This window comes from Streptomyces sp. NPDC054794 (assembly GCF_053611585.1).
On sequence record NZ_JBSHAQ010000013.1, the window covers coordinates 17,396 to 34,070 of the forward strand.

Here is a 16,675-nt window from a genome sequence, read left to right on the forward strand (position 1 = left end):
GGCTGAGCCGGTCACAACCTGCTCTCTGACATCGCGTCCCGTTCCGGCCCGATCGTGGCGGACCAGCTGGCCAGCAACTTCAGGGCGTCCTCGGCGGCTGATTCGGGTGGCGCGCTGTAGACGACCACGCTCAGGCCGCTCTCGTCCGGCAGGCTCATGGTCTCCTGATCGAGTTCCAGGTCGCCGACGACCGTACGACGCGGGCGAGGAGTGCTGGGGCGACAACCCGCCGTTCGGGACACCGGTCTTCGTGCTCACGCACCGTCATCGGCCGACCCTGGTCAACGAGGTGGCACCACCTTCACCTTCGTCACCGACGGCATCCACAGCGCCCTCGACCAGGCGAAGGCTGCCGCCGGCGACAAGAACGTCGACATCGCGGGCGGTGCGAGCACGGTGCAGCAGTACCTCGGAGAGGGGCTCATCGACGAGCTGCCACTGCACGTGGTGCCCCCCCCTCTTGGGCGACGGGCTGCGGCTCTTCGAGGGACTGGGCGCCGGTCTGCGACGTCTTGAGCCGATCCAGATGGTCGACACACCCCTCGCCACGCACCTGAAGTACCGCTTCGTGAAGTAGCCGCTCACGGACAAGGCCCGCCACGGACCGGCCACCCGCCCCTCAGCATCCCTGCCCCCCTGGCGTTACCCCTCCCAGCAGCGTGACGTGCCAGGATCCCGATGAGAACCGCACCGGCCCGGCCTCAGGCAGGGACGTCCATGAGTTGGGTGCCGATCACCTTCAGGAGCTGCAGGTTCTGGTACGCGCTGGAGCCCGGCTCGGCGGTGAAGAGCACCACTTGTTGGTCGCGGTCCGGGACGCTGAGGATGTCGAAGTCCAGCTCGATCCGGCCCACTTGCGGATGGTGGAAGACCTGCTGCGCGTGGTGGTCGATCTGGAGTTGCTGCGAATTCCAGAGCTCGGCGAACTCCGTGCTGCCGGCCAGGAGTTCGGCGATGAGGGAGCGAAGCTCGGCGCTGTCCGGGTACTGGGTGGTGGCCACCCGGAGATAGCTGACGGCACTCGTCAACAGGCGCCCGCGGTCGGTGATCCCGTACGCGTCGCCATCGCCGTCCGTCCGCAGGAAGATACGGCGCAGGATGTTGCGGTCCGAAGCCCGAACGGCCGAGAAGTCCTCGAAGAGGTCGGCGGCCAGCGGGTTCCACGCGATGATCTGGCAGGTGTTGTCCACCACGAGAGCGGGTGTGTCGGCGAGGCGTTCCAACAGGGCGGTGGTGGAGGGGGCGACCTCGCGCGACGGCAGCCGGTCCCGATCGTGCTCCAACTCGCCGGCCAGGGAGAAGAGATGTGCCCGTTCCTGATCGGACAGGCGCAGCGCACGAGAGATCCCTTGGAGCACCTGGCGCGAGGGGTGCCGTCCACGGGCCTGCTCCAGGCGGCTGTAGTGGTCCGTGGAGATGTGAGCGAGCTGGGCGACCTCCTCCCGCCGCAGCCCCGGCGTGCGGCGCCGGGACCCCCGCGGCAGACCGACATCCTCCGGCCGAATCTGCTCTCGCCGGTTTCGCAGGAACGCGGCCAGCGCGTGCTTGTCCATGGCTCCACGGTACGGCCTCGCCTCGCCGCGGACGGCGGCCAGCCACGGACCGGCAGTCCCTGGATAAGCCCTCGCCGGCCCTGAACGCTGATCAGCGGTGGCCCCGCAACCGACGGCCGCCGTTGACAACGAAGGACATGATCATGCGGATCTTTCTGACAGGCGCGAGCGGCTACCTCGGCGGGGTCGTCACCGAGCATCTGATCGCCTCCGGTCACCAGGTGAGGGCACTGGCCCGATCTCTTGCGGCGCGCGACCGAGTCACGAAGCTGGGCGCGGAGGCGGTGCCCGGGAGCCTCGCGGACACCGACACGCTCCGCCTCGCCGCCGAGGAAGCCGATGCCGTCGTACACGCCGCGGTGGACTTCACCCATCCGGCCATGCATGAGGTGGAGCAGCCCGCGCTCGCGGCCATGCTCGCCGGACTGAAGCCGGGCAATCCATTCGTCTACACCAGCACGGGTCTCGTCTACCCCGACGGACATGGCGTGGCGGCCGACGAGGACACCCTGGTGGAACCCGAACTGTCGGCCCAGCCGTACAAAGTGCTGGGCGAGCGACAGGCACTGGCTGCCGAGGGGCCGGCGGTCACGGTGATCAGGGCCGCGCTGATCTACGGACGAGGCGGCACCGCGCTGCTCCAGGGGCTGATCGCGAACGCGCGGGAGCAGGGAGTCACCGCCTACATCGGCGACGGCAACAACGAGTGGAGCTCGGTGCACGTCGACGACCTCGCCCGCCTGTATGTCGCCGCGCTGACCAGGGCCGAGCCGCGACTTGTCGTCAACGCCGCATCCCGGAGCGGTGCCTCCATGCGGGAGATCGTCGAGGCGGTGGCCCACATCACCGAGGGCCGCGCGCTGTCCATCACCATGGAGCAGGCCCAGCAGAAGATGGGCCCCTTCGCCGGCGTGCTCACCCGCTCCTCCCTGATGGATCCCTCCCGCGCCGAGCAACTGCTCGGCTGGAAGCCGTCCGAGCCCAGTCTCCTGGACGAACTGCGCTCCGGGTCGTACGCAGCTTCCGCCGGCCGCTGACCACAATCGGCCGCGTTCCCCAACGCGTTGCCCGCACCAGGGGAGCGCGGTATCTTCCCGGCTCCGGTCGGCGGGTTGCGTGATCCGCACTGTTCCGAACGACCCACAGGGGTCGCGTACGGGATCGTCACCGGGGCTCGTTACCATGCGCTACCGGTCGCGCCCGAGGCGGAGCAGACCGTTTCCGGAGGGGGATACCTGTGTTCGTGCTGTCCATCCTGCTGCTCATAGCGGCGGTCGTGCTCTTCTTCGTCGGTCGCGCACGCTCGGCCGGGAGTTGGAAGCTCGGGGCCGTGCTCAGCGCCGTGGCGGGCGTGCTGGCCGGCGTCTTCGCGTGCGTCTATGTCGTGAGCGCCTACGAGGTCGGCGTTCCGGTTACCTTCGGCAAGGTCGGCACGCCACTCACGTCCGGCATCCACGTGAAGTCGCCGTTCACCGAGGTCACTTCGTATTCCACCCGTCCGGTGGACCTCAACCTCTATGACAAGGACGTGGTCGAGGTCCGCTCGTCGCAGGGCGGTGTGCTGTACGCGGACGTCACCATCAAGTGGGCCGTCATTCCGGGGAAGGCGGTCGAGCTGTACCGGCTGGCGGGCAGTGAGGACGCCATCCAGGCGCGCCTCGTGCTGCCGGACAGCCGCGAGATCATTCGAAACGTCTTCGCGAAGCACACCAGCGAGGAGGGGTACGCCTCTGCCCGCGAGCAGATCGGCTCGGAGATCGAACGGCTCATCAAGGAGCGCCTGGCCCCGCGCGGGATCGACGTCACGGCCGTCAACCTGCGCAATGTGAGGCCGTCAGACAAGCTGCAGGATCAGATCGACAAGAAGATCCAGCAGGAGCAGGCCACCGAGCGGGCCGTCGAGGCGTCGCGGACGGCCAAGGCTGAGGCGGAGCGCAAGCGGATCGAGGCGGAGGGCATCGCCCGCGCCAACAAGATCATCGAGAAGTCCCTGAGCGACAAGGTGTTGTACAACCAGTGCCTGGATGCCTACCGGGAGGCCGCCAAGGCCAACCCCGTGTACGCGGTGCCGTGCGGTACGGACTCGGGCGGCACGCCGGTCATCGTGAACAACAGCAAGAACTAGTCGGCACCTCGGCTACGCCCGACAGGGTCATCGAGGCGGGGGGGGGGGGGACATGTCTGAGCCGCGTGGCACGGGGGACTCTGTCGGCAGGCCGGGTCGGCGGCGGTCCCCTGGGGGCCGGCCCGGCTGAGGTTCCCCCGGTCCAGGCAACGTGCTGGGGGAACCGCTGTACGTCGGTCACAGAGCGCCGGTCTCGCATATGCGGCCGGCGACGTCGCGGAGTTTGGTGTTGGTCTCCTGCGAGTAGCGCCGCAGCACGTCGAAGGCCTGCTCCTCGGTCAGGTTCCGGCTGCCCATGAGGATGCCCATGGCTTCTCCGATGGTGTGGCGGGTGGCCACGGCCCGTTCCAACTGGGCGTGGGTGCGGGCGCTGGAGAAGGCGACCGCGGCGTGGGAGGCCAGCAGCCAGTCGGCGGTCTCGCTGGTGCCGGTGAACGCGCCGGGCCGGCGGGAGTAGATGTTGAGCGCGCCGAGGTCCTCGTCCTCGGTGAACAGCAGAAAGCCCATCATGCTGCCCAGGTGCAGCCGGCGTGCATGGGATGCGTAGTCGGGCCAGCGCGACTCCTCGGTGGTGAAGTCGGCGATCCTGAAGACGCGGTCGTCGCGATGGTCGCGGGCCGCTTCGAAGCACGGTCCCTGGCGCAGCCGCTCCTGGAGTTGGTCGCTGTCGATGACCACCTGGTCGGTCGGGGCGAGAGTCTCCACGCGTGTGCCGTGCAGGACCAGAATGCCGGCGGCATCACAGCCGTCGACCAGTTCGGTGGCGGAGTGGGTGATCCGCTCCAGAGTGGCCTGTACCGAGTCCTGTGCCAGCAGGTCACGTGCCATGGTCGCCATCTGCTCGGCGAACGTACGCCAGTCCGTGTCCATGCTGTCCTCCGCTACCGGTCCGGGCAGTCCCTTGCCTCCCTACCCGCCCTCCACCACGTCATGGCACGGTGGCGCGCTTGGGCCGTGGGTCAGTGCGGGTGATCGTGATGCTCGTCGTGGTCATGGTGGTCATGGTGGTCGTGGCCCGGGGGACGTTGTGCGAGGTCTTGGGCGCGGGTCGTGATCTCGTCCCTGGACACGGTGCGCATGTCGGCGAGTACGTCCTCCAGGGCGGCCAGCCAGAGCCGGTAGTAGTTGTACGGCTCGTCCGCCGCCGAAGCCTCCCACGCCGCGATCCGGGCGATGAGCGCGGCCTGGAAGTCCGGCCAGGTGAAGGCGCCCGCCTCGTACAGCGTGACGGCCATGCCGAAGGCACGGCTTTCCCACGGCTCGGCGAACACCAGCTCACCGTTGGAGCGAGGCGGCGCGGCCGGTCCCACGATGTCCAGCGGCGCGCTCACGGTGCCTCCACCTTGGCAACGCCGACCATCGCGTCCCGGGTCACCAGCGGCACGAGTTCTTCCTCGGCGAGGTGCTCGGTACCGGCCGGCCGCTCGGGCAGCACCAGCCAGCGCACCTCGCTGGTGGAGTCCCGGACGGTGATCTGCACGTCGTCGTCGAGTCCGAGTCCCATCTCGGACAGCACCGTGCGCGGCTCCCTCACCACCCGCGCACGGTAGGCGGGGTCCTTGTACCAGCTCGGCGGCAGGCCGAGCACAGGCCACGGGTAACAGGAGCACAGCGTGCACACCACCACGTTGTGGGTGGTCGGGGTGTTCTCCACGACGACGATGTGTTCGCCCTGCGGCCCCGAGAAGCCCAGTTCCTTGATGGCCGCGGTCCCGTCCTGGAGCAGGCGCTGCCGGTAGTCCGGGTCGGTCCACGCCTTGGCGACCACCTTTGCCCCGTTGAGCGGGCCCACGTTGGTCTCGTACTCGGTGATGATCCCGTTCATCACCTTCGGGTCGATCAGGCCCCGTTCGGTGAGCAGTTGCTCAAGCGCCTCGGTGCGCAGCGCGACGGGGACGGTCTCGTCCTGGCCGCCATGGGTGGTGGTCATGCGGTGGTCTCCAGGTAGCTCTCGTACATCTCCACGGTGAGGGCGAAGCGTTCGGCGTCGGCGCCCCACACTTCGCGGGAGTCGAACCGCACCGTGTAGACGTACTGGGGGTTCTCGCCCAGGAAGTGCGCGTTGGTGTCGGGCAGTACGTGGGCGGGCTGGATGACCTCGACGACGCCGATGTGTCCCCGGACGTAGCCCGGCAGCCGGGTGTGCCCGGGTACGGACACGTTCTTGGCGCGTACGCGCCCTCCGACGGCGAAGGCCGGAGCGGTGTCCACGGAACGCAGCGAGCCTTCCGCGGTGGGCGCGTAGTGGGGTCTGGCGGGCTCGGGGATCGGCGGTTCCGTGACGTGTTCGCCGCGCAGGTTGCGCGCACGGGCCTCGATCGCTCCCGGCGCCAGGATGGAGCGCTCGGTGAGCATCAGCTCGCCGCCGTTGAACCAGCGCCCGAAGTAGCCGTCGTCCAGGTAGGCGGCTCGGTCCAAGCGCTCCAGCGCGTGCCGGAAGGCGTCCGTGTTGACACCGCCGCAGGCGAGGCGGCTGGAGAGAATCGCCAGCGCGAACGCCTTGCGCTGCCAGTCCTCCGCGAAGACCGGTTCATCAGGTCTCGGTGGATGAACGGGCCCCCATCCCTGGGTGCCGCCCATGTCGGCAATACCATCCATGGCATAACCTCTCATTTGCCCGCAATAGCAGACATAACAACTCGAATTCTATTTGGCTCACGCCCGCGGCGTCACGGCGCGAGCGTGCTCCGATCCGCTGGTTGGGGTCTCTGTCGCCGAGGTGCCGACCCCTTGCCTCCACTGCCGAATCCGTTGGTCTACTTCACGACGCCGAGGTTCGTACCCCAGAGCTGGCTGTCGGGGACGTGGGCCGGGTTGCCCATCAGCTTGCGCACCTGGATCTGCGCAGGCAGATGCTTGTTCGAGCGTGCGTGGCTCCAATGGCCGTGATTTCCGCGACCATGGCCCCAGTGGCCGAGGCCCCGCTGGGCGTGGCTCTGGTAGGTCATCGCGAACGGGTGCCTGAAGTCCGACGTGGATCCGTTGACCAGCGGGAAGTAGTTGTCGGCCGCGGTCGCGGGCGAATCCTGGGTGTCGAGGATCCACACCGTCTTGCCCGGAAGGCCGCACGACTGCAGGGTGAGCCCCTCGTTCTGGTACGCGGTGGTGGCAAGGCCCACGCACAGGCCGCTGGCCTTGCCGAAGGGGGCGTACTGGATCTGCGCCGCGCGGAGGTCGCCGTAGTGGCGGTTCACCTCGGACGAGACCAGGTGGGCCTTGTAGAAGTCGGACACCTTGCCGACGCGGGGGAGGAAGTCCTCCGCCGGGTTGGAGCTGCTCGCGCGCTGCAGAACCGTCGGCTGGCCGACCTTCGCCACCCCCTGGTGGACGGTCTCGACGAAGCGCGGGTGGTCCGCGGTGCCGAGCTTCTTGTTGTAGATGTCGATGCAGTGTTCGCCGCACTGCGGAGTCGCCGCACTCGCGGACACCGTCCCCGCGGCGATGGCGCCGCCGACCAGCAGGACTGCCGCCGCGGCGGAGAACCCCTTGTTCTTGATGGACATGGTCGATTCCCTCTCATGAAGCGCAGCCGCACGCCACGTGCGGCTGCTGTGCTGTGGCGGGACGGCTGGGGCGTGCCCACCAGCCGATAGGAGCATATGCTCGTATTGGGATCGTCGGCAAGGGTGAGTCGCCGCGTCGACCTGTTCATGGATCACCGTAGATGCGTCTGACCTGGCGCTTTGCGATGAGAGTATGTGCTCCTATCATGAGTGGAGACGCTCGGGAGGGCATGATGGTCGCTACGCCGGCGAACGCCGAGGATTCGTGCAATAACCTGGCTCTTCGCAAGGCGGCCCGGTACATCGGCGCGACGTACGACAAGGCTCTGGCCTCGGTCGGTCTCCGTGCGACGCAGTTCAGCATCCTGCAGAAGCTCAGTGCCCATGGGGAAATGACGATCACCAATCTCGCCGAGATGATCGCCATGGACCGCACGACGATGGCTTCGAACCTCAAGCCGCTGGCGCGGGAGGGTCTGGTGACCGTCGAGCCGTCGGCGGCCGATCGTCGCGCCCGGATCGTCACGATTACGCCGGAGGGCGTCTCCCGGATGAAGGCGGCGCTGCCGCTGTGGCAGGAGATGCAGGCTCAGTTCGAGGAGCGCTTCGGGGTCGACGACGCGGCCCGCTTGCGCGCGGCCCTCGAAGCTGTTCTCCAGACCGGCTTCACACCTTGGGCTGAGTGAGATGCGCCTCCTGCGGCACCGCTGCTCGGTGTAACCCGGCTGCCGGTGGGGGCGTCGGCCGTCGTGGGCTGCCGGCTGTGATCCGGGATCCCCTCTTGCCTCCTCGTTGATACGAGCATATGCTCCTATTGAGGGTTGCGGCCCTGATCCCGCAGTGGGCCCCGTCGCCGCCATCCGCCATCCGCCATCGCTTCTCGCGAGGGCGAGGGCCCGTCAGCGCCGGCTGCGCTGCCCCCACTGGCTGTTGCTGGAATCGCCGCCCGGTGGAGCGGCATCCGTATCCCGCACACGCCTCGTACGCACACGCCCCGTGTGATCGACGTTCACCCCCCAGTCCCAGAAGGAGCTCCAGCCATGGATGCCAGCACACTCGTCCTCATCGCCAACGCGGGCGGCGTCGGCCGCACGGTCCTGGAGCAACTCCGTGCGGACGACGTGCCGGTGCGCGTGATGGTCCGACAGGAGGACGACCGTGCGGCCGGGCTGCGTGCGCTCGGCGCGGAGGTGGTCGTCGGTGATCTCACCCGGCCCGAGACTGTCGCCGCAGCCCTGGAGGACGTCGGGCGGATGTACTTCGCCATGCCTGTGTCGCCCGACCATCTGCTGGCAACAACGGTGGTGGCTTCCGTGGCCCGCGCATACGGGAAGCTGGACGGCCTGGTGGGCCTGTCGCAGATGACGGTGTCCCAGATGACCGCCACCAGCACCGGCGAGTCGCATCAACAGCGGCTGCACTGGCTGGCGGAGCAGGTCCTGAACTGGTCGGGCCTGCCGGCCATCCATATCCGGCCGACGTCGTTCCTGGACAACCCTCTGTTCACCACGCTCGCGGCACGGTCGATCCAGACCGATGGCACCATCTCACTGCCCTTCGGCACCGGGCGCACCTCGCCGGTGTCCGTGGACGACGTCGCCCGAGTAGTGGCCACCGTGCTGCGTAGCCCGGCCCCGCATGTCGGGCGCGTCTATGAACTGACGGGGCCCCGCACCGTCGACATGGCAGAGATTGCTCAGGAATTCTCGCGGGCACTGGGGCGTCCGGTGTCCTATGCGGACGTGCCGTTGGACCGGTGGCGGGAGGAGATCCTCGCGAAGGTGGGCCTGCCGCCGCACGTCGAACAACACATCGCCACCATGGGTCGTCTCCATCAGGAGAACCGCTACGACCGCACCTCCGACGATGTGGAACGTGTGACGGGCGTACCCCCTCAGACGATTGAGGCTTTCGTGGCCGCGCGCAAGGACTTCTACCTGGGCTGAGTACGAGGGGGCGGAGCCGACGGTTGCTCGGACGCCGTACCTCGGTCCCTTCCTTTGACGATGCGGCTGGCAGGGCGAGTTGCCGCCACGCAGTTGGGGACGGCAAGTGGAACGGGGGGACGCGCACGAGTGCCCCTTGCCACACTGTCCCCGATTCTGACCAAGCACGCTGTGCGGGTTGGGCGGTGAGTGTGAGGGAACGGCGGCCGACGCGATGGCGTCGTCTCGCGGCGCTCATGGTGTTGGCTGCGGTACTCCTCGCCGGGGCTGCCTGGCGTCTCACCGACCTGTACAACGCGGAGCCCGAGTTTGCTGTCGTCTCCTCCAAGTCCTCCCTCCTCGGGACCTGGAAGACAGAGGACGGCAACACCGGGCAGGTCGAGCTTGCCGCCGACGGACGGTTCTCTGCCGTTGAGCTGCCAGTCGATACCTCGTCGGGCGGGGCGCTCACCGGCGCGGGAAGTTGGTCGCTCGATGACCGTGGAGGGTCCGTGATTCTCACGCCGGATCATCGTACGGCGGGCATGAGCCAGGACGCCGACCTGGCTGTCGTCCGCGCCGACGGCCACGTGAAGCCATGTGTCACCTCTGGTTCGCCGGGAGTCCTGTGCGACGCGCTGCTGCGGCTTGCCGCGGGGCCACGGTGACGCAAGGGCTGACGGGGCACTGGCACTGCTGCTGGTTCGGCGGCCGGTCACGCTCGACATCGCGGCAACCGCGCTGCTCATTGTGGCGGCCGTCGTAGTCGGCATCGACGGCAGCGCTCGATTCCGGGCCTGGGGCCTGCGCCGGGTTGCCCGGCGCTGACACCAGTTGCCTCAGAGTTGTTGGCCGAGTTCACCGAGCAGCGGGTGTTCGTCGCCGATCGGCGCTTGACCTCAAGTCGGGTTCAGCTTCTACGTTCGTGGCCGTCGGTAGCCATCAGCCAACCCGGGAGGCATTTCCATGGCCGCGACCACCGTTCCCGAGCATTACCGCAACGCCGTGATCGCACACGTGATGATCGATGGGGCCGCGAAGGCGATCGGCTTCTACAGCAAGGCGTTCGGGGCCGAGGAACTGTTCCGTGTGGGCCGGCCGGACGGGCGCATTCTGCACGCGGAGATCAGCATTCAGGGGTCCACCATCATGCTGGGCGATGCCGAGGGTCCGATATTCGCCGCACCGACCAGCCTCGGCGGTACGACCGTGGGGTTGCACGCCTTCGTCGAGGATGTCGACGTACTTGCGCAGCGGGCCGTCGCTGCCGGCGCGGAACTTCTGCAGCCGCCGACCGATCAGTTTCACGGCGACCGCACGGCCATCCTGCGGGATCCCTACGGACACGTCTGGGTCTTCCTGACCCACGTAGAGGACCTGACCCCGGACGATATCGCTCGTCGGGCTCAGGCACTCATCGCTGAAAGCTGAGTCATCGGACTGGTGCTGGTGACGCGCGGCCGAAAGAACTCCACGCTTCACGGGAGTTGTGCGGGGTAGGGCTCGTCGAAGTCGGCCGATCGGTTCACCTTCTCCCAGGTGGTCGCCTCCCTGAGCTGGCCGTGGGAGTAGTCCAGCGCCATGGTCACGGCGTTCACGCCCAGCAGGAGATGGCTCGGGATCTCGTCGCGGCGTACGGTCCGCACGATGATCTCGGCTGCCCGGCGAAGGTCTCCGGCCGCGCCTTCCGCGGCCTGTCGCACACGGCGGTTCATCGCGCCGACCGTCTGGTCGTAGGCGTCGGGGATGTCGTGGACCGTCATGGACGAGCCGGCCCAGTCGGTGGCGAAGCCGCTGGGTTCGACGACCATGATCCGCACGCCGAACGGCGCGGTCTCCGTGGCGAGGACGCGACTGAACCCGTCGACCGCGAACTTGGCCGCTTGGTACGAGGCGATGCCCGGCGATCCGCCGACCCGCCCCCTGACGGAGGAGAACTGCACGACGGTGCCCGCCCCCTGCCGACGCAGGGTGGGGAGCGCGGCCTTCGTGACGTTGTAGACGCCCCAGAAGTTCGTCTCGAACTGGGCGCGGTAGTCGGCGTCGTCCGCGGTCTCGATGGGCGACACGTTCGCGTACCCGGCGTTGTTCGCGATCACGTCGACGCGCCCGAAGCGTGCGACGGCCGCCTCCACGGCCTCGCGGGCCGTGTCCGCACTGGTGACGTCCAGAGTGAGGGGGAGGACGCGGTCGCCGTACTCACTGAACGCTTCCGCGAGGGCCTCGGGGCGCCGGGCCGTGGCCACGACACGGTCGCCGGCCTCCAGGGCGGCGGCGACCAGCTCGCGGCCGAGGCCGCGGGCTGGTCACCGAGCACCTGAGCTGGCGCTGGGTGTGCTATGTCAACCTGCCCGTTGGCATCGTCGCCCTACGTCACCTTCACCGAAATCGCCGCGGTCGTGGGCATGCACAAGTCAGCGCTGCTGCGTTACTTCGAGACGAGAGAGCAGGTCTTCCTCGAACTGACCGCGGAGGGCTGGCGGCAGTGGTCCGCCGACCTGCGCGGCGACCTCGAACGCCGGGCGCACGCCACGCCGGCCGAGGTCGCCGAGGTCATCGCCGGCACGCTGGCGGCGCGCCCCATGTTCTGCGACCTGCTCGCCCAGGCGCCCCTGAACCTTGAGCGGAACGTGTCGATCGAGTCGGTGCGGTCCTTCAAGCTGGTGACGCTCCACGAGATCGAACTGATCGACGGCGAACTGCACCGCCCGCTGGGGCTGATCGAGCTGCAGACCGTCGACACCATCGCCACGGCGACGAGCCTGGCGGGGACGCTGTGGCAGATGGCCACTCCCGGCCCCCGCCTGCGAGAGCTCTATACCAGCGACCCCCGGCTCAGTCATGCCGTCATCGAGGTGGAACCCCGCCTGATCCGCGTCCTCGCCGCTTTTCTCACCGGCCTCGGCGTGGGGTCGCGCGCCGCGAACGCCTGAGGCGTGTGCGCCGTCTCCTCGGCTGCATCGAGGCCCAAGGAGCGACGCCGATGGGGGCTGGGGGGTGGGCGGGGTGTCGTACCGAAGTCCGTCGGGCCATTGCCTGGGCCCGACGGAGGTGAATGGTCGTCAGGTAGCCTTGCCGGGAAGGGTGTTGATGTCGATGACGGCGCGTTGAAGGTCGCTCTGCGGCCTGTGGCCCAAGTCGTCGATCGCAACGATGTTCATGTTGCGGGCCAGTTCAGCTGCTCGCCAGTCCGTCCGCAGCTTGGTGACCAGCTGAGGGTTCAGGCCATTCGCGAGGTACATGAGGTAGTTGTCCCGGACCGAGGCGGGGAAGAACGGCGACAACAGCCGGATCAGGAACAGCTGCGGTATCTGCAGATCCGGCTGGACGATGCTCGCCAGCACGAAGAACCGGCCGGCGTCCGCCCCGGGGTCGCGGGCGAGGGCAGCCTGGTTCAGGGACAGCGTCTGGTCGTAGATCGGCTGTGGCGGGCTGCCGTTGAAGAAGGCCTTGAGGATCTCCCACCAGGACGGATCGCCGGCCGGGTAGCTGCCGCGGTCGGAGATGCTGTCCGCGTGCCAGGCCCACGGCTGGTCGAGCGCCGTCGACGAGTCGACGAGTACGACGTTCTTGCCGGCCTTCACGAAGTCGCCGTAGGTGGAGGTCGGGGACAATTCGGTGCGCGTGGCCACGCGGGAGCCGAACAGGTCCCGCAACCTGGTCAGCGGCTCCTTAGCGTCGGCGCCCGCCGGGACAGCGGCAGACACGTTGATGATGACGACCTCCGAAGGGTGGTCGTCGATCCAGCGCTTGATCGAGGCCGCCTCGCCCGAAGCCTCGTCGAAGAACAGCCCTCCCATCGGGGCGCCGTGGAAGGTCCTCCACTGTCCGCCCTCGAAGCACAGCCGCAGATCGAGATAGCGGGCGCCCTCGTCGAGCTGGTCGGTGAGACTGCCACTCTGGGCCCGCGAGATGCTGGCGGCCAGGCGTGGGTCCAACTTGGCGACGTTGTAGGACCAGCCACTGGTGCACAGGCCGGGGTCGGCCGGGATGCTCCAGCTGCCGGAGTCGTGACTGCCGGGCATCGCGATCCGGTTGAGCGGCTGGTTGTCGAGATAGCCGTGCATGTCGCCCATCCAGCGCGACAGGTCCACCGTCGCGGCCGAGGCCCGACCGCCCGTGGCCCGACCGGTCGACGCGGCGGAGGCCGCCTGCGCCGGTCCGCTGCCGATCACGACGGCCGCGACAGCGACCATCAGGGCGACCAGAGCGGCCGCCGAACGCCGTAAGCCGGTGCTGTCCATTCCACGTCTCATCTTGGTACGCCCTCCTTGGGGGAAGAGGCCGAAGTCGGGCACTGAGGGTAGAGGGCGGTGGACGTCATGCCCAGAGAGTCTTCGCAACCAGTAGCTGGGCGAGCAGAAGAATGGCCAGGGCGAGTACGAGAACGGCCACGGCGGGCCCGATAACGGCCAGGGCGGGCCTATGCATCCGTGGCGGCGCCTGCTTGGCTGTCCTGTCGGTACCTTCCTGGTCGTTCGAACGAGCAAGAGCTCTCTGTGCCGTCCCTGACAGCCGACGCGGGCATGGAGAAGCTTCGGAGGTGTACGAATTTCCCATAGTTGGCAGGTTCACAGCATTCGGAGCTCGTCCGGTGCCGAGTGATCTCGGATCTGACAGACACGGAGAACCGGAACCGGGCGGGCTGTTGCACCGCCGTGACGTGCGCAGGCTTTGCCCTGAACTCCCGTATGCGTATCGCTACGACTGCCACTAGGCCGTTCTCGCGTAGTGGGTAGCGGTGCGCCGGCACTGCTTTCACCGGTTGAGGTGCTGCTCGACGGTGTTGCGTGGGCGTCTGCGGATTGCGGAGGGCGCTCGTCGGCACATGGGCCTGCTTTCGCTGGCCCCGGCGCGCTGGCGGGCGGCCCGGACCTGGGCCCACCGATGGCCCGCATCCGTCCCGTCTTGCGCCCGCCGAGCGCCCGCCGACGGGCACAGACCCCGTCAGTCCCTAGGTCGGTCACCGGCCGTCCCCCATATGGGTCCGATGGGCTCGCGGATTCCTGGGTGGACCGTCTCCACGGGGTACGGCCCGTATCTCGGGACCGTGTCAGCGGTCACCAGGTGCGCCGCATGCGGGATGGAAGCCATCAGCGTCAGCACAGACCCATCCGACAACTCAGTTTTTCTTGACAATTTTTTTTGTCGGTCCCATGCTGGGACCATGCTCGACGTCAAGGAGCCTGGCTCGGCCTGGTCGAGCGGGCCGAGGACCGACGCGAGGGCGGCGTGACCGGGCGGGTCCACCGGGCGGTGGTCGGCGCGCTCCTGGCCGGGGCCTCGCGGACAGGAGCTGCCGCCTCAAGCACGGTCGAGGCACACGACGAGCAACCGAAAACCGGACACGAGACTTCAAGGAACCCCAGATGCGTACTCTGATCAGCACCGCGTTCATATCGCTCGACGGCGTCGTGGAGTCCCCGGGTGGCGAAGCCGGCTACCGGAATGCTGGATGGACTTTCAAGGACGTCGAGTTCCTCCCCGAGGCATTCGACATCAAGGGAAGGGAACAGCAGGAAGCCGCCGCGATCTTGATGGGCCGGGTCAGCTACGAGGCGTTCAGCCCGGTGTGGCCGGACATGGAGGAGTTCGCCGACTACAAGGTGATGCCCAAGTACGTCGTCTCCACCACCCTCACCGAGGACAACCTGGTCTCGAACTGGGGCGAGACCACGATCCTGCGCTCGCTCGACGAGGTCGCGGCACTGAAGGAGACCGAGGGAGGCCCGATCATCGTCCACGGCAGTGCCTCCCTGAACCACAGCCTTTCGGACGCGGGCCTGATCGACCGCTACCACCTGCTGGTCTTTCCGCTGCTGCTCGGCGCGGGCAAGCGTCTGTTCAGCACCACGGACAAGGACACCCAGAAGCTGAAGCTGGTCGAGCACGAGGTCTACGCCAACGGGCTGCAGAAGAACGTCTTCGACGTAGTTCGTTGAAGTGCGTGCGGTGCTCAAGGCGTCGGGAGAGCCGTGCCGTCGCCTGTCGACCGTCGGCGCCGTGCGCGTTCAGTCCTTCGAGGCAGGGAAGAAGTGCGTCGTGGGACGCTCCAGGCGCTCGGAGTCCAGGACGATGTCGACCTGCTCGTTGTAGAAGGCGACCAGTCCGGCGATCGGCATCAGCTGCCGCGTGGGGAAGTCGTAGGACCAGGCCAAGTCGGGATGGATCCGGTCGCCCGTACGGACGGACCAATAGGCGCTGGTGACGCCCTTGTACGGGCAGGCGGTCACCGTGTCGGTCGCCATGAGCTGCCGGAAGTCGATCTGCCCGCGGTCCAGGTAGTACCGCGTCGGGAGCCCCGTCTCGAACACCATCACCGATGAAGGGGCCTCGGCGAGGACGACTCCTTCGAGTTCGACGCGGATGGGGCGCGTAGAACGCAGCGCGTCGACGCGTACGTACGGATTGCGGGGATGGACGAAGACCTGTTCGTCCTCCTCGTACCACGCGTCCAGCGAGTCCCAGTCGAAGCGGACGGTTCCCGCCAGGCCCTCGATGGGGGAGTCGCGCAGCAGCTTGGCCGCGCGAGGGCGGCGGATGTCGCCGAACTGAAGGGCGTGTACCTCAACCGTGCCCCGGGCGCTGTGCTGGATGCGGCCCTCGCTGACGAGTAGGTCGGGGTTGATGTCCTCAAGGGGGATGTAGTACTGCGGGTAGTTGCTCCACTCCCACACGTACCGCGCGCGGGACGTATCGATGACGGTCTCCGACGCCAGTAGCGCGCGGATTCTGCGTGGTACCGGCTCCACGTGATTGACCGGGGCGATCATCGCCGGGTAGGCGGTCATGGCTGTCTCCTCTCGCTCGCCCGGCGTCGCGCGAGCGGTGGCGGCCGGGCCTTCATGCGTGGGGTCAGGCGTGGTGAAGAGCGATCGCACCACCAGTGTCAACCTCCACAGCCGACGCCGAGCCCAGCGTCTGGTCGGGCCGGAGGTTCCGCTCAGTATGAGAGCGAAGCCGGGAGTCGGTGATACGGCCCGGAAAACGGCCGTGGCCGGGTGTCGCCCAGGCGCTCGTGACTGACGTTAGTGAGTGATGGGCGTTGTGGGCGCCGCCGACCGGCTGAGGTCAGTGTTCGGTAAGTTCCGGGCGCGATGTGCGGCGTCGCGATTACGGAACGTGTTCATCGGCACTTCGTCAGGCTGCCTGGGCACGGACGGCTCGGCTGCCGTGCGCCTGGGCGCCCGCGTCAACTCGATGACGGCTCAGATCGCACCCCTCCGTAGTCGACGGTGTCGCCCTGACGCATCCGAGGCCGGAAGGTTTCCGATCATGACGAAACCCTGACGGACTGGTCCCATTCCTGTTTTTGCTGCCCTCGATGTTGTGAGATTTCAGCGCGGTCGGCGTGAGGCGAGGCCGGGCGTGATGAAGATCGGGGGAGTTGTGCGGCGAGGCGTGAGACGGGGCCCTGGGTGTCGCAGATGCTGAGTGAGTTCGTCATCGATCTGGCATGTCTGGGCGCTGACGGGATTTCACAGGAGCAGGTGTCGCGGCCCAAGGCGCTCTATGGGCGCGGCGTTTGACCGTGCTTCGACTTCGTGTTCCCGGCCGGCGGGCGGGCGA

General features: G+C 67.9%; 17 protein-coding genes and 2 pseudogenes. 9 read left to right on the forward strand and 10 right to left on the reverse strand.

What is annotated here, in order from left to right:
• Nucleotides 1-11: 11 nt before the first annotated feature.
• Complete coding sequence (locus tag ACWGKT_RS15830; RefSeq protein ID WP_453274052.1) at nt 12-242, reverse strand: MmyB family transcriptional regulator; 231 nt, start codon at nt 240-242, stop codon at nt 12-14.
• Here ACWGKT_RS15830 and ACWGKT_RS15835 point away from each other — a divergent pair.
• On the forward strand, nt 211-516 hold the full coding sequence (locus ACWGKT_RS15835) for a dihydrofolate reductase family protein (protein ID WP_453274053.1): 306 nt from the start codon (nt 211-213) through the stop codon (nt 514-516). The genes ACWGKT_RS15830 and ACWGKT_RS15835 overlap by 32 nt on opposite strands.
• A 185-nt stretch (nt 517-701) precedes the next feature.
• Here the strand turns inward: ACWGKT_RS15835 and ACWGKT_RS15840 are convergent, their stop codons facing one another.
• Nucleotides 702-1,553: a helix-turn-helix transcriptional regulator gene (locus tag ACWGKT_RS15840; RefSeq protein WP_453274054.1), complete on the reverse strand. Its 852-nt coding sequence runs from the start codon at nt 1,551-1,553 to the stop codon at nt 702-704.
• Nucleotides 1,554-1,696: 143 nt separating this feature from the next.
• Between ACWGKT_RS15840 and ACWGKT_RS15845 the strand changes: the two genes are divergently transcribed.
• Nucleotides 1,697-2,590, forward strand: coding sequence for an NAD-dependent epimerase/dehydratase family protein (locus ACWGKT_RS15845; RefSeq protein WP_453274055.1), 894 nt, complete (start codon nt 1,697-1,699; stop codon nt 2,588-2,590).
• Between the two features lie 200 nt (nt 2,591-2,790).
• Nucleotides 2,791-3,678: a prohibitin family protein gene (locus ACWGKT_RS15850; RefSeq protein WP_356146856.1), complete on the forward strand. Its 888-nt coding sequence runs from the start codon at nt 2,791-2,793 to the stop codon at nt 3,676-3,678.
• A 177-nt stretch (nt 3,679-3,855) separates the two neighbouring features.
• On the opposite strand, the gene ACWGKT_RS15855 is transcribed toward ACWGKT_RS15850, so the two are convergent.
• The 5 genes from ACWGKT_RS15855 to ACWGKT_RS15875 form a co-directional block, all read right to left on the reverse strand.
• Nucleotides 3,856-4,548 (reverse strand): ANTAR domain-containing protein, encoded by a 693-nt coding sequence (locus ACWGKT_RS15855; RefSeq protein ID WP_453274056.1) that lies wholly within the window; start codon nt 4,546-4,548, stop codon nt 3,856-3,858.
• 89 nt (nt 4,549-4,637) lie between these two features.
• Complete coding sequence (locus ACWGKT_RS15860) at nt 4,638-5,009, reverse strand: nitrile hydratase accessory protein (RefSeq protein WP_453274057.1); 372 nt, start codon at nt 5,007-5,009, stop codon at nt 4,638-4,640.
• Nucleotides 5,006-5,608 carry a nitrile hydratase subunit alpha gene (nthA, locus tag ACWGKT_RS15865; RefSeq protein WP_453274058.1) on the reverse strand — a complete coding sequence of 201 codons (603 nt, stop codon included), beginning with the start codon at nt 5,606-5,608 and terminating at the stop codon, nt 5,006-5,008. Before nthA ends, ACWGKT_RS15860 begins: the two co-directional genes overlap by 4 nt.
• Nucleotides 5,605-6,276, reverse strand: a complete 672-nt coding sequence (gene nthB / locus ACWGKT_RS15870; RefSeq protein ID WP_453274059.1) for a nitrile hydratase subunit beta — start codon at nt 6,274-6,276, stop codon at nt 5,605-5,607. Before nthB ends, nthA begins: the two co-directional genes overlap by 4 nt.
• A gap of 158 nt (nt 6,277-6,434) precedes the next feature.
• On the reverse strand, nt 6,435-7,181 hold the full coding sequence (locus ACWGKT_RS15875; RefSeq protein WP_453274060.1) for a hypothetical protein: 747 nt from the start codon (nt 7,179-7,181) through the stop codon (nt 6,435-6,437).
• A gap of 206 nt (nt 7,182-7,387) precedes the next feature.
• Between ACWGKT_RS15875 and ACWGKT_RS15880 the strand changes: the two genes are divergently transcribed.
• The 4 genes from ACWGKT_RS15880 to ACWGKT_RS15895 all read left to right on the forward strand — a co-directional run bounded on the left by ACWGKT_RS15880 (nt 7,388) and on the right by ACWGKT_RS15895 (nt 10,537).
• Nucleotides 7,388-7,867, forward strand: a complete 480-nt coding sequence (locus tag ACWGKT_RS15880) for a MarR family winged helix-turn-helix transcriptional regulator (RefSeq protein WP_453274061.1) — start codon at nt 7,388-7,390, stop codon at nt 7,865-7,867.
• A gap of 354 nt (nt 7,868-8,221) precedes the next feature.
• Nucleotides 8,222-9,127, forward strand: coding sequence for an NmrA family NAD(P)-binding protein (locus ACWGKT_RS15885; RefSeq protein ID WP_453274062.1), 906 nt, complete (start codon nt 8,222-8,224; stop codon nt 9,125-9,127).
• 185 nt (nt 9,128-9,312) lie between these two features.
• Complete coding sequence (locus tag ACWGKT_RS15890; RefSeq protein WP_453274063.1) at nt 9,313-9,774, forward strand: hypothetical protein; 462 nt, start codon at nt 9,313-9,315, stop codon at nt 9,772-9,774.
• Between the two features lie 298 nt (nt 9,775-10,072).
• The gene (locus tag ACWGKT_RS15895; protein ID WP_453274064.1) at nt 10,073-10,537 is read left to right on the forward strand and encodes a VOC family protein; all 465 of its coding nucleotides are present in this window, start codon (nt 10,073-10,075) and stop codon (nt 10,535-10,537) included.
• Nucleotides 10,538-10,584: 47 nt separating this feature from the next.
• Here ACWGKT_RS15895 and ACWGKT_RS15900 read toward each other — a convergent pair.
• Nucleotides 10,585-11,409, reverse strand: a pseudogene (locus ACWGKT_RS15900) (SDR family NAD(P)-dependent oxidoreductase); the annotation flags it as partial.
• 69 nt (nt 11,410-11,478) lie between these two features.
• On the opposite strand from ACWGKT_RS15900, the pseudogene ACWGKT_RS15905 reads away from it, so the two are divergent.
• Nucleotides 11,479-12,039 (forward strand): annotated as a pseudogene (locus ACWGKT_RS15905) (TetR/AcrR family transcriptional regulator); the annotation flags it as partial.
• A gap of 129 nt (nt 12,040-12,168) precedes the next feature.
• Here ACWGKT_RS15905 and ACWGKT_RS15910 read toward each other — a convergent pair.
• Complete coding sequence (locus ACWGKT_RS15910) at nt 12,169-13,362, reverse strand: hypothetical protein (protein ID WP_453274065.1); 1,194 nt, start codon at nt 13,360-13,362, stop codon at nt 12,169-12,171.
• Nucleotides 13,363-14,475: 1,113 nt separating this feature from the next.
• Between ACWGKT_RS15910 and ACWGKT_RS15915 the strand changes: the two genes are divergently transcribed.
• A complete protein-coding gene (locus ACWGKT_RS15915) occupies nt 14,476-15,048 on the forward strand; it encodes a dihydrofolate reductase family protein (RefSeq protein ID WP_356146825.1) in 573 nt (190 codons plus the stop codon).
• Nucleotides 15,049-15,117: 69 nt separating this feature from the next.
• Here ACWGKT_RS15915 and ACWGKT_RS15920 read toward each other — a convergent pair whose 3' ends face one another.
• Entirely contained in the window at nt 15,118-15,897 is a 780-nt protein-coding gene (locus tag ACWGKT_RS15920) for a DUF427 domain-containing protein (RefSeq protein ID WP_453274066.1), read from the reverse strand.
• Between the last annotated feature and the right edge of the window lie 778 nt (nt 15,898-16,675).

Coding starts and splice junctions, on each gene's coding strand:
- ACWGKT_RS15840 (WP_453274054.1), bottom strand. CDS start 1,553: ATGGACAAGCACGCGCTGGCCGCGTTCCTGCGAAACCGGCGAGAGCAG.
- ACWGKT_RS15845 (WP_453274055.1), top strand. CDS start 1,697: ATGCGGATCTTTCTGACAGGCGCGAGCGGCTACCTCGGCGGGGTCGTC.
- ACWGKT_RS15855 (WP_453274056.1), bottom strand. CDS start 4,548: ATGGACACGGACTGGCGTACGTTCGCCGAGCAGATGGCGACCATGGCA.
- nthA (WP_453274058.1), bottom strand. CDS start 5,608: ATGACCACCACCCATGGCGGCCAGGACGAGACCGTCCCCGTCGCGCTG.
- nthB (WP_453274059.1), bottom strand. CDS start 6,276: ATGGATGGTATTGCCGACATGGGCGGCACCCAGGGATGGGGGCCCGTT.
- ACWGKT_RS15875 (WP_453274060.1), bottom strand. CDS start 7,181: ATGTCCATCAAGAACAAGGGGTTCTCCGCCGCGGCGGCAGTCCTGCTG.
- ACWGKT_RS15880 (WP_453274061.1), top strand. CDS start 7,388: ATGAGTGGAGACGCTCGGGAGGGCATGATGGTCGCTACGCCGGCGAAC.
- ACWGKT_RS15885 (WP_453274062.1), top strand. CDS start 8,222: ATGGATGCCAGCACACTCGTCCTCATCGCCAACGCGGGCGGCGTCGGC.
- ACWGKT_RS15895 (WP_453274064.1), top strand. CDS start 10,073: ATGGCCGCGACCACCGTTCCCGAGCATTACCGCAACGCCGTGATCGCA.
- ACWGKT_RS15910 (WP_453274065.1), bottom strand. CDS start 13,362: ATGAGACGTGGAATGGACAGCACCGGCTTACGGCGTTCGGCGGCCGCT.
- ACWGKT_RS15915 (WP_356146825.1), top strand. CDS start 14,476: ATGCGTACTCTGATCAGCACCGCGTTCATATCGCTCGACGGCGTCGTG.
- ACWGKT_RS15920 (WP_453274066.1), bottom strand. CDS start 15,897: ATGACCGCCTACCCGGCGATGATCGCCCCGGTCAATCACGTGGAGCCG.